Annotated in this window: 8 protein-coding genes; 5 read left to right on the plus strand and 3 right to left on the minus strand. The window is 72.0% G+C overall.

Annotated features, from left to right (window positions below):
• Positions 1-52: 52 nt before the first annotated feature.
• Positions 53-1366 (minus strand): DUF349 domain-containing protein, encoded by a 1314-nt coding sequence (locus ACFWX1_RS25890; protein ID WP_378391468.1) that lies wholly within the window; start codon positions 1364-1366, stop codon positions 53-55.
• 225 nt (positions 1367-1591) lie between these two features.
• Here ACFWX1_RS25890 and miaA point away from each other — a divergent pair, with 225 nt between their 5' ends.
• Positions 1592-2506 (plus strand): tRNA (adenosine(37)-N6)-dimethylallyltransferase MiaA, encoded by a 915-nt coding sequence (gene miaA / locus ACFWX1_RS25895; protein ID WP_378391470.1) that lies wholly within the window; start codon positions 1592-1594, stop codon positions 2504-2506.
• Positions 2507-2516: 10 nt separating this feature from the next.
• Entirely contained in the window at positions 2517-3347 is an 831-nt protein-coding gene (gene dapF, locus ACFWX1_RS25900; protein WP_378391472.1) for a diaminopimelate epimerase, read from the plus strand.
• Positions 3348-3480: 133 nt separating this feature from the next.
• On the opposite strand, the gene valS is transcribed toward dapF, so the two are convergent.
• Both valS and ACFWX1_RS25910 read right to left on the minus strand, forming a co-directional pair.
• Entirely contained in the window at positions 3481-6012 is a 2532-nt protein-coding gene (gene valS / locus ACFWX1_RS25905; RefSeq protein WP_378391474.1) for a valine--tRNA ligase, read from the minus strand.
• 42 nt (positions 6013-6054) lie between these two features.
• The gene (locus ACFWX1_RS25910; RefSeq protein ID WP_378391476.1) at positions 6055-7305 is read right to left on the minus strand and encodes an MFS transporter; all 1251 of its coding nucleotides are present in this window, start codon (positions 7303-7305) and stop codon (positions 6055-6057) included.
• A gap of 74 nt (positions 7306-7379) precedes the next feature.
• On the opposite strand from ACFWX1_RS25910, the gene ACFWX1_RS25915 reads away from it, so the two are divergent.
• From ACFWX1_RS25915 to ACFWX1_RS25925, 3 genes are read left to right on the plus strand one after another with little or no spacing between them, the layout of a single operon-like run.
• Positions 7380-7880: an ArsR/SmtB family transcription factor gene (locus tag ACFWX1_RS25915; protein ID WP_378391478.1), complete on the plus strand. Its 501-nt coding sequence runs from the start codon at positions 7380-7382 to the stop codon at positions 7878-7880.
• Positions 7881-7923: 43 nt separating this feature from the next.
• Positions 7924-9387, plus strand: coding sequence for a GTPase HflX (gene hflX / locus ACFWX1_RS25920; protein WP_378391480.1), 1464 nt, complete (start codon positions 7924-7926; stop codon positions 9385-9387).
• Positions 9388-9440: 53 nt separating this feature from the next.
• Positions 9441-10463 carry a hypothetical protein gene (locus tag ACFWX1_RS25925; RefSeq protein WP_378391482.1) on the plus strand — a complete coding sequence of 341 codons (1023 nt, stop codon included), beginning with the start codon at positions 9441-9443 and terminating at the stop codon, positions 10461-10463.
• The last annotated feature ends 140 nt before the right edge of the window (positions 10464-10603 follow it).

Below are 10603 nucleotides of genomic sequence, written 5' to 3' on the forward strand. Positions count from 1 at the left end.
CCTTCACGGCGTTCAACGCCGTGAAGGAGGCCTTCACGGACCTTCAGGGGGGTCAGCGATCCGCGACGGCGGCTTCGGCGGCTTCCATCCACTCGCGCCACTGCGCGGCCTGCTCCTCGGCCTTCTTCGCGCGGCGTTCGTCGCCCGCCGCGCGCGCCTTGGCCGCCTGCGCCTCGAACTGCTCGACGCGCTCGCGGAACTGGGCGGCCCTGGCCTGGGCCTCCGGGTCGGTCCGGCGCCACTTGCTGTCCTCGGCGGACTTGACGGCGTCCTGGACGGCCTTGAGCCGTCCGTCCAGCTCGCGGATCCGCTCGCGCGGGACCTTGCCGATCTCGTCCCACTGCTCCTGGATCCGGCGCAGCGCGCTCTTGGCCGCCTCGAGGTTGGCCGCGGCGTCGATCTTCTCGGCCTCGACCAGCAGCTCTTCCTTGCGCGTCGCGTTCGCGGCGAACTCGGCGTCCCGCTCGGAGAACACCGCGGAGCGGCGGGCGAAGAACTTGTCCTGCGCGGCGCGGAACCGCTGCCACAGCGCCTCGTCGCTGTCCTTCGGCGCGCGGCCGGCGGCCTTCCACTCGGTCATCAGCTGCTTGTAGCGGCCCGCGGTCTCGCCCCAGTCCTCGGAGTCGGCGATCTCCTCGGCCTCGGCGATCAGCTCTTCCTTGCGGTGCTTGGCGCTGGCCCGCTGCTTGTCCAGCTCGGCGAAGTGCGAGCCCCGGCGCCGGTTGAACGACTCCCGCGCCTTGGAGAAGCGGCGCCACAGCTCGTCGTCGGTTTTGCGGTCGACGCCCTTGATGGTCTTCCACTCGTCGAGGATCGTCCGCAGCCGGTCCCCGGCGGCCTTCCACTGGGTGGACTCGGCGGCGATCTTCTCGGCCTCTTCGGCGAGCGTCTGCTTGCGTGCGACAGCGGCCGCGCGCGCCTCTTCCCGCTCCTGCTTCGCGCTGGCCAGCGCCTTCTCGGCGTGCTTGATGACGTACTCGATCCGCGCGCCGAGCGCGGCCAGGTCACCGACGACCGCGGCCTCGGCCAGCCCGTCGCGCAGCTGGACGGCGCTGGACAGCGCGTGCTTCGGGTCGCCGGCGCCGGAGGCCAGCCGCGTTTCGAGCAGCTCGATCTCGGTGCGGACGTCGTCGAACCGCCGCGCGTAGTGGAGCAGTCCCTCGTCCGGGCTCCCGGCCTGCCAGACCCCGACCGCGCGCTCACCGTCGGCCGTGATGACGAAAACGGTGCCTTCCTCGTCGACCCGGCCCCATTTGTCCGGAGTCGGCTCGGCGGGGGGCACCGGCGGGGCGGTGTGACCGGCGCCGTGCGCGTGCGGCATCGGGTGGGGCGCCGGGGTACCGGTGGACGTGTTCTCCTGGGCCATCGCAGGCTCCTTATCGCCTGTACGCCCGCTCGCGCGGGCGCCCCGCCGTGCGGCGGGGCCGGGTAATGCGGTTACGCGGTCCGTCGGGGCATCGGCCCCATGCGGGCATTCAAGCAGCTCAGCGTCGCCCGTGGTACTCGGTTGAGCTGTCCGAAGGCAGTGATCCTACTTCCGAAGTACGCACTCTGTCGGCCCGTCCGTGGCGCGCGGGTAACGTCGGCGCGCGTGATCAGCCCTGAGATCCGCCCGGTGGCGGTGGTCGGCCCGACCGCGACCGGCAAGACCGCGCTGGCCGTCGAGCTGGCGCTGCGCCTCGGCGGCGAGGTCGTCAACGCCGACGCCATGCAGCTCTACCGGGGGATGGACATCGGTACCGCGAAGGCGTCCGAAGCCGAACGCCGCGGCGTGCCGCATCATCTGCTCGACGTGCTGGACGTGACCGAGACGGCCTCGGTCGCGGCCTACCAGCGCGACGCCCGCCGCGTGGTCGAGGAACTCATGGCGGCGGGCAAGGTTCCCGTGCTGGCGGGTGGCTCCGGTCTGTACGTCCAGGCGGTGCTCGACGACCTGCGCTTCCCCGGTACCGACCCGGCCGTGCGGGCGCGCCTGGACGGCGAGGCGGCCGAGCGCGGCACGGACGTCCTGTACGCGCGGCTGCGGGAGAAGGACCCGGTCGCGGCGGCCGCGATCCTGCCGACCAACACCCGCCGGATCGTGCGCGCGCTGGAGGTCATCGAGATCACCGGCGCCCCGTTCTCGGCGAACCTGCCGAAGCCCGGCCCCGCCCGGTACGGCGCCGTGCTCGTCGGTGTCGATCGCGACGCGGCGGAGCTGGACGAGCGGGTCGATCTGCGGGTGACGCGGATGTTCGAGGCCGGGCTGGTCGACGAGGTCCGCGCGCTGCTCGGCCGCGGGCTGCGCGAGGGGAAGACCGCCTCGCGGGCGCTGGGCTACCAGCAGGTGATCGCCGCGCTCGGCGGTGAGGGCGACTTCGCCGCGGCCGCCGCGGCGACCGCGCAGGCGACCCGCCGGTTCGTGCGCAGGCAACGCTCCTGGTTCCGGCGCGATGCCCGCGTCGCGTGGTACGACGGGGCCGATCCGGAGCTGGCCGCGCGCGTACTCGAACGGCTGTTCCAGTAGCCTTGAATCCATGGGCGGCATCGAATTCCTCAAAGGACACGGCACGCAGAACGACTTCGTGCTGCTTCCCGACGCGGCCGGCCGTCTCGAACTGACCGAGGCGCGGGTCGCGGCGCTGTGCGACCGCCGTCGCGGCCTCGGCGCCGACGGCGTGCTCCGCGTCGTCAAGTCCGAAGCGCTCGGCGAGGAGTCCGCCGGTGAGTGGTTCATGGACTACCGCAACGCGGACGGCTCGATCGCCGAGATGTGCGGCAACGGCGTGCGCGTGTTCGCGCGGTACCTGGTGGACGCCGGGCTGGCCGCCGAGGGCGAGTTCGTCATCGGCACGCGGGCGGGGGACCGGCCGGTGGTGGTGCACCCCGACCGCTCCGTGACCGTCCACATGGGACCCGCGACGATCACCGGGACGTCGGTGACCGTGGTCGCGGGCGAGCCGTTTTCCGGCGTCGCCGTCGATGTCGGCAACCCGCACCTGGTGTCCGTGATCGAGGACGACGTCGCCGGGCTGGACCTGCGGGAGCAGCCCGATTTCGACCACGACGTGTTCCCCGCCGGGGTGAACCTGGAGTTCGTCAACCGGCTCGGCGAGGGCGCGCTGCGGATGCGCGTGCACGAACGCGGCGTGGGGGAGACCCGCGCGTGCGGCACCGGCACGGTGGCCGCGGTGGCCGCCGCGCTGCACCTGGCGGGCACCGACACCGGCGCGTCGGCCGTCGACATCCCCGGCGGCCGCGTCGAGGTCACCGTCTCGCGCGGGGCGTCGACGCTGAGCGGTCCCGCCGAGATCGTCGCGCGCGGCGAACTCGACGAGGCGTGGTGGGCCGCCGCCGGCGCGAGCTGAAGGGGACTTTCTCCGCCCATGTCCCCGCCACCACCCTCAACGGAGACGCTTCGCGCCCAGCCTTGATCCCGCAGACGCGCTGAAGGGGACTTTCGTCGCATGCCACGCGAGGAAAGTCCCCTTCAGCACCCGCTCAGGCAGGCCGCGCCACGGTCACCTCGACGGCCAGCTCCGCGCCGTCCCGGGTGGCGATCCCGCTGATCACCCCGGCCGTCCGGATGTCGGGCTCGATCCGCCCGAACCGGTCGCGCACCTCGGCGGGCCCGGAGACGGTCAGCAGTTCGACGCCGGTGCGCATGGACACCCTGGCGTCGGTCTTCGCCCGGCGCACCGCGCTGATCACCTGGCCGGCGAGCGTCAGCAGCTCGGGTTCCCCCGGCGCGGCGTCCGCGGACGGCCACGGCGCGCGGTGCACCGAACCGTCCCGCCACCACGACCAGACCTCCTCCGCGGTGAACGGCAGGAACGGCGCGAACAGCCGCAGCACCACCGAAAGCGCCGTGACCAGCGTGCTCCGCGCCGACAGCGCCGCCGCCTCGCCCCGGTCACCGTAGGCGCGTCCCTTGACCAGTTCGACGTAGTCGTCGCAGAACGTCCAGAAGAACGTCTCGGTCACCTGCAGCGCTCGCGCGTAGTCGAGTTCCTCGAAGGCCGCGGTCGCCGCGGTGACCACAGTGGACAGTTCGGCGAGCAGCGCCCCGTCCAGCGGCTCGGTGGTGGCGATCGTCTCGGGGACACCGAACCCGAGCACGAACCGGCTGGCGTTGAGCAGTTTCGTCGCCAGCCGCCGCCCCACCTTCATCTGCCCCTCGTCCACCGCGGTGTCGACGCCGGGCCGCGCGCTCGCCGCCCAGTACCGGACCGCGTCCGAGCCGAACCGGGTGAGCAGCTCGGCCGGGGTCACGACGTTGCCGCGTGACTTGGACATCTTCTTGCGGTCGGGATCGAGCACCCACCCCGAGATCACCGCGTCGCGCCACGGCAGCGCGTCCTGCTCCAGCTCCGCGCGGACCGTGGTGGAGAACAGCCAGGTCCGGATGATCTCGTGTGCCTGCGGACGCAGGTCGTACGGGAACACGCGGGCGAACAGGTCGTCGTCGACGCTCCATCGCCCGGCGATCTGCGGGGTCAGCGAGGACGTCGCCCAGGTGTCCATCACGTCGGTCTCGCCGGTGAACCCGCCGGGCACGTCCCGCTGCGCGGCGGTGTAGCCGGGCGGGACGTCGGTGCTCGGGTCGACCGGCAGGGCGTCGTCGCCGGGCACCAGCACGTCGCCGCGCTCGCCGTGTCCGTCCAGCGCGTACCAGACCGGGATCGGCACGCCGAAGAACCGCTGACGGCTGATCAGCCAGTCGCCGGTGAGCCCTTCGACCCAGCTCTCGTAGCGGACCCGCATGTGCTCGGGGACCCAGCGCAGTTCCCGGCCGCGTGCGAGCAGCCGGGCGCGCAGCCCCTCGTCGCGGGCGCCGTTGGCCAGGTACCACTGGCGGCTGGTGACGATCTCCAGCGGCTTGTCGCCCTTTTCGTAGAACTTCACCGCGTGCGTGATCGGCCGCGGCTCGCCGCGCAGCGCACCGGCGCCGCGCAGCAGGTCCACGATCAGCTGCCGTCCGGTGTGGACGGTCTTCCCGGCAAGCGGCGCATAGGTTTCCGGCGCGATACCGGGCGGGGCCTCAGGCAGGAACCGGCCGTCCCGCCCGAGCACCGGGCGCGTTTCCAGCCGCAGCGCCCGCCACCACGTGACGTCGGTGGTGTCGCCGAACGTGCACACCATCGCGATCCCGCTGCCCTTGCCCGGATCCGCGAGGTGATGGGCGAGCACCGGGACCTCGACGCCGAACACCGGCGTGCGCACGGTTTTCCCGAACAGGGCGGCGAACCGTTCGTCGTCGGGGTGCGCCACCACGGCGACACAAGCGGGCAGCAGCTCGGGCCGGGTCGTCGAGATGAGCACCTCAGCGCCGTCCGCGGTGCGGAACACGAGATCGTGGAACGCGCCGGGCCGCTCGCGGTCCTCCAGTTCCGCCTGTGCCACGGCGGTGCGGAACGTGACGTCCCACAGCGTCGGGGCTTCGGCCTGGTACGCCTCGCCGCGGACGAGGTTGCGCAGGAACGCACGCTGCGAAATGAGCCGGGTCGTGGTGCCGATCGTCTGGTACGTCGTCGTCCAGTCCACCGAAAGCCCGAGGTTGCGCCAGACGTCCTCGAACACCTTCTCGTCGGTCTCGGAAAGTTCCTGGCACAGCTCGATGAAGTTCCGGCGGGAGCACGCGAGGACGTCCTTGCCGGGACGCTCCGGCGGCCGGAAATCCGGGTCATACGGCAGGGAGGGCTCGCATCGGACGCCGAAGTGGTTCTGCACGCGCCGTTCGGTCGGCAGGCCGTTGTCGTCCCAGCCGATCGGATAGAACACCTCGCGGCCACGCATCCGCTGGTAGCGCGCGAGGACGTCGGTGTGCGTGTAGGAGAACACGTGTCCGATGTGGAGGGACCCGCTCGCGGTCAGCGGCGGCGTGTCGATCGCGTAGACCTCGTCGCGGTTCTTCGTGCGGTCGAAGTGGTAGATCCCCGAGGATTCCCATACCGGCGCCCATTTCCCCTCGAGACCGTCGACACCGACCTTGTCCGGGACTCGTGGGCTCTGCGCCGGGAATGCGGGGTTCATGCGGGAACTGTAGTCGTGTTCGCCGCCGCCCGCCGTCGATTTTCAGACGGCGGCTTTCTCTTCGACCGGTTCCGGAAGCGTCCGCATCCGGCGCAGTGGCGAGAACACGACCCACAGCGCGCCGGCGGCCTCCCCGGCGAGCGCGACCCACACCGCGCCACGCAGCCCGATCAGCTCGCCCAGCGCACCGCCGAGCAGCCCGCCGAGCGGCAGCGTGCCCCATACGACGAACCGGACGCTGGCGTTCATCCGGCCGAGCAGCCGGTCCGGGCAGATCGCCTGCCGGTAGCTGACCTGCGAGACGTTGTAGACGATGATGCCGAAGCCGCCGATCGCCAGGCCCGTCACGGTCAGCGCGATCCGCCAGCCGGGCGCGCCGAGCGGGACCAGCAGATGCGCGGGCCAGGTGAGCAGCGGCACCAGCCAGATCGCGCGGATCTGCCCGATCCGGCGGATGATCGCCCCGGCGCACAGCGCGCCGAGCACCCCGCCCGCGCCACCCGCCGCGAGCATCATGCCGACGGCCCCTGGTGCCAGCCCGACCGTCCGGGTCAGGAACAGCACCTCGACCGCGGTGAACGCGCCGTTGAAGAGATTGGACGTCGAGGTGCAGGACACGATCGCCCGCAGCGGGCGGTCGGTGAAGACGAACCGCAGCCCCTCGCCGATCTGCGGCAGCATCCGCGCGCGCTCGGGGCGATCCGGAGCGGGCTCCGGCGCGCGGATCCGCCACAGGCACAACGCCGAGGTCAGGTAGCCGAGGCCGGTCAGCAGCACCGTGTTCGCGGCGCCCGCCGCCTGCACCAGCCACCCCGCCAGGCTCGGCCCGGCCACCTGCGACGTCGACTGGACGGCCTGGAGCTTCGTGTTGCCTTCCACGAGATGCTCGCGGCCCACCAGCGAAGGCAGATAGGACTGGTAGGCCACGTCGAAGAACACCGTCGCGATGCCGGTCAGCAGCGCGACCACGAGCAGCTGGGGCAGTGTGAGCACGCCGGCCCACCAGGCCACGGGCACGCTGAGCAGCAGCACCCCGCGCACGAGGTCGGCGGCGAGCATCAGCGGCCTGCGGCGCATCCGGTCTACCCATACACCTGCGGGAAGCCCGATCAGCAGGAACGCCACGGTCTCCGCCGCGGTGAGCAGCCCCATCTGGAACGGCGTCGCGGCCAGCGTCGTGGCCGCGAGCAGCGGAACGGCCGTGTACCCGACGAACGTGCCGAGCTGGGCGGCCGCGTCACCGGACCACAGCCGCCGGAAGTCCGCATGGAAGAAGAGCGAGTCCCCAGGCACGCCGGTAGTCTCCAATGAGTGATTGGAAAGTGTCAATCACTTTCGCGGTCGACGGCGTCTCTAGGCTGTCCGCCGTGTCTGAAAAGTTACGGCGCGCCACCGAAGCCGAGGCGAACGCGCTCGCGTCCGGAATAAGGCTGCGCATCATCCGGTTGACCTTCGCGGAGGCGCTGACCAACAAGGAACTCGCGCGGCGGCTGGGCCGGGACCCGGCGACCACGCTGCACCACGTCCGCAAGCTGGTCGAAGCGGGTTTCCTGGCGCCGCAGGAGCCGCGTCGCGGGGCCAGGGGCGCCAAGGAGATCCCGTACCTTTCCACCGGGCTTTCCTGGCATCTGGATTCGCACGGCGACCGGGCGATCGACCAGGCCATGCTCGAGGCCTACCTGGCCGAAATCGCCGACCTCGGCTTCGAGGACGTCCACCAGACACGGCTCGTCGTCCATGTTTCGCCAGGCGAACGCGCCGAGCTGGAACGGCGCCTCCACGACCTGCTGGAGGAGTACCGCCTGCGGCCCGCCGAAGCGGGGGTGAAACGCACGGCGGTGTACCTCTCGACTTACCCCAGCAGGTAATCCGTTCGGCGTCCGCCGCGAACCGTGGGACAATTGGGGCACGATGACAGAACAGACACACGCAGACCACAACGACACGGACTACTACGACACCGATTTCCACGACGTGGATCCGTCCACCGGTGAGCTGGAGCTCGAGGACCGCGCATCGCTTCGCCGCGTGGCGGGGCTGTCCACCGAGCTCGCCGACGTCACCGAGGTCGAATACCGCCAGCTGCGGCTCGAGCGGGTCGTCCTGGTCGGCGTGTGGACCGAAGGCACCGCGGAGCAGTCGGAGGCCTCCCTCGCCGAACTGGCGCGGCTGGCCGAGACGGCGGGTTCCGAGGTGCTGGAGGGGCTCGTCCAGCGCCGCACCCGGCCCGACCCGGCGACCTACATCGGCTCCGGCAAGGTCCGCGAGCTGCGGGACATCGTCGGCGCCACGGGCGCGGACACGGTCATCTGCGACGGGGAGCTCTCGCCCGGTCAGCTGCGGCAGCTCGAGGAGAAAGTGAAGGTCAAGGTCATCGACCGGACCGCGCTGATCCTCGACATCTTCGCCCAGCACGCCCGCTCCAAGGAGGGCAAGGCCCAGGTCGAGCTGGCCCAGCTGCAGTACCTGATCCCGCGCTTGCGCGGGTGGGGTGCCTCGCTGTCCCGGCAGGCCGGTGGCCGTGCCGGCGGCGCGAACGGCGGCGTCGGCCTGCGCGGTCCCGGTGAGACCAAGCTGGAGACCGACCGCAGGCGGATCAGCAAGCGCGTCGCCAAGCTGCGCCGCGAGATCGCCGCGATGGACACCATCCGCGTGACCAAGCGCGGCAGGCGCGTGGCCAACGAGGTGCCGAGCGTGGCGATCGTCGGCTACACCAACGCCGGGAAGTCGAGCCTGCTCAACGCCCTGACCGGGGCGGGAGTGCTGGTCGAGGACGCGTTGTTCGCGACCCTGGACCCGACCACCCGCCGCAGCCAGACCGCGGACGGGCGCACGTTCACCCTGACCGACACCGTCGGCTTCGTCCGGCACCTGCCGCACCAGCTGGTGGACGCGTTCCGCTCGACGCTGGAGGAGGCGGCCGACGCCGACCTGCTGCTGCACGTCGTCGACGGCGCCGACCCGGCTCCGGAGGAGCAGGTCAGCGCCGTGCGCGAGGTGCTGGCCGAGATCACCCGGCAGCGCAACGAACCGCTGCCGCCGGAGATGCTGGTGATCAACAAGGCCGACGCCGCCGACGAGGTCACCCTCGCCCGGCTGCGGCACGCCCTGCCGGGCTCGGTGCAGGTCTCCGCCCGCACCGGTGCCGGGATCGCCGAGCTCGCGGGAGAACTCGCGGACCGGCTGCCCCGGCCGCAGGTGGTGATCGACGCGCTGGTGCCCTACACCCGCGGCGAGCTCGTCGCCCGCGCCCACGCCGACGGCGAGGTGCTGGAGGAGGAGCACGTCCAGGACGGCACCCGCCTGCGCGTCCGGGTCCACCCGGACCTGGCCGCGGCCCTGCAGCAGTTCGAAACCAACGGATCGCGGGTCTGACGCGTCCTCCGTACTGTGTGGATCATGGTGATCCGCACAGTACGGAGGTGGACGTGCGGACAGTAGGGGCGATCGCCGCGGCGATACTGCTGGGCACGGTGCTGACCGGGCCCGCCGCGGCGGCGGAAACCCCACCGGTGCCCGAAACGCTGTGCACCGTCACCGATCCGCGGGTCGACGAGCTGTCGGGCCTGGTCTCCGACGGTGAGCAGTGGTACGGGATCAACGACGGCGGCGAGCGCGTCGAGGTGTTCGTGCTCGGCCGCGACTGCGCGGTGCGGAAGGTGCTCACCGAGGGCACCGACCCCTACGACGTCGAGGATCTCGCCCGCGCGCCGGACGGAACCCTGTGGCTTTCCGACACCGGGGACAACCGCGCCGACCGCAAGACCGTCGCGCTGCTCGCGCTGAGCCCGCAGGGCAAGGTCGCCCTGCACCGGCTCACCTACCCGGACGGACCGCACGACGCGGAGGCGTTGCTGCTCGACCGGTCCGGCACGCCGTACCTGATCACCAAGGACGTGCTCGGCGACTCGAAGGTCTACCGGCCCGCCGCGCCGCTCGCGAGCCCGGGGCCCACGCCGCTGGAGAAGGTGGGCTCGCTCAAGTTCGAGACCACCGGCACCCCGGGCGGGCCGGTGGGTTCGTTCGGATCGGCGCTGGTGACCGGTGCGGCGTCCACTGTGGACGGAACGGTGGTGGCCCTGCGCACCTACACCGACGCTTATCTTTATGCCGCACCGGACGGCGATGTCGTGGCCGCCCTGCGGCGCCCGCCGGTGCGGGTCCCGTTGCCGGGGGAGAAGCAGGGGGAGGCGCTCGCGTTCGAACCCGACGGCACGCTGCTCTCCGGCGGCGAGGGGACCGGCCAGCCGATCCGGGCAGTACGAGGCGCGGCCGCACTGGCGACGCGCACCGCGGCCACGCCCCCGGCTGCCCCGGCGGGTGCCACCGGTGCTCCCGGCGCGGAGACGGACGGGGCCGGGCTCCCCGTCCTTCCCGCCGCCGGGATCGTCCTGGTGGTCGCACTAGGCGGCTGGCTCGGCGTCAGCAAACTACGCCGCCGACGCCGCTAACCAACATTCGTACCCGCCTCGCGGGGCCCCGGGTTCACGCGTTCCGCAAATGGGACTTACGCAACTCGCGGGGGGTCCGGGGGCTTGCCCCCGGGCGGGGTGGGGGGGGGGGGGGGGCGCCCACACAACCCAACTCTCGC

Source organism: Amycolatopsis sp. NPDC059021 (genome assembly GCF_042739895.1).
Taxonomy (GTDB): Bacteria; Actinomycetota; Actinomycetes; order Mycobacteriales; family Pseudonocardiaceae; genus Amycolatopsis.